We start from the raw sequence: 716 nt of genomic DNA, 5'->3' as shown, positions 1-716 counted from the left end.
AAATGTGAATATACCAAAGACTATAAATCCTAGTCGAAACTGGCTAAGGAACAAAGCACCGATAACGTTAAATCCGTTATTACCTAAAGCCATGCCTAGACCACCATAAGCAGAAGAAGCAGTCCCCTTTCCATCTTCAGGTGCAAAGGATAATCCAGATTTAAAAAGCCAAGAGCTAAAAAAGCCCAACAAACTTTACAACAATAATCGTAAAAAGCGCCTAGAAATAGGCTTTTTTTCATGTTTCGACGTTTGAGAAACGCATTCTAAGTCCAGTTTTTATTAATAAATGGGTTAATGTCCGCTAAATGAATATATAAACTGCGTCATAACTTAACAATTGTGTCGCTTTTTTTATGCCTTATAATTAAAGGTGTTAAAATACGTCATAACTTACCACCATAAAGCAGTCCAATTAATTTATTGACTTCTAAGTAAAATACCAGGAGTTTTGCTATGAATTAACTATGATCCTAGGTGGTCACTAAAACATTCCTTAATTTAGGGGCTATAATTACATAATGACCCCTCGAAAAGACTATTAAGACAGCCCCTGTTATCTAATCACTAGATAACAGGGGCTGTTTTAATTCTAAAATGACATAATAACCCTTTGATATTACTATATTTTCCGTAATTATATCAGCATACCGTTTGTAAATTGTAATTTTATTTTGCATTAAATTTAAGGGGTGCTTTGCACTAATAAATCGAGT

At 33.2% G+C, this 716-nt stretch carries 1 pseudogene; it reads right to left on the bottom strand.

The window, feature by feature from the left end:
* Nucleotides 1-192: pseudogene (locus FD09_RS16845) on the bottom strand (hypothetical protein); the annotation flags it as partial.
* Between the last annotated feature and the right edge of the window lie 524 nt (nucleotides 193-716).

It is taken from the genome of Schleiferilactobacillus perolens DSM 12744, from assembly GCF_001435585.1.
GTDB lineage: Bacteria > Bacillota > Bacilli > Lactobacillales > Lactobacillaceae > Schleiferilactobacillus > Schleiferilactobacillus perolens.
The sequence above is the reverse complement of the archived record's forward strand: the minus strand, read 5'-3'. Positions and strand labels throughout refer to the sequence as shown.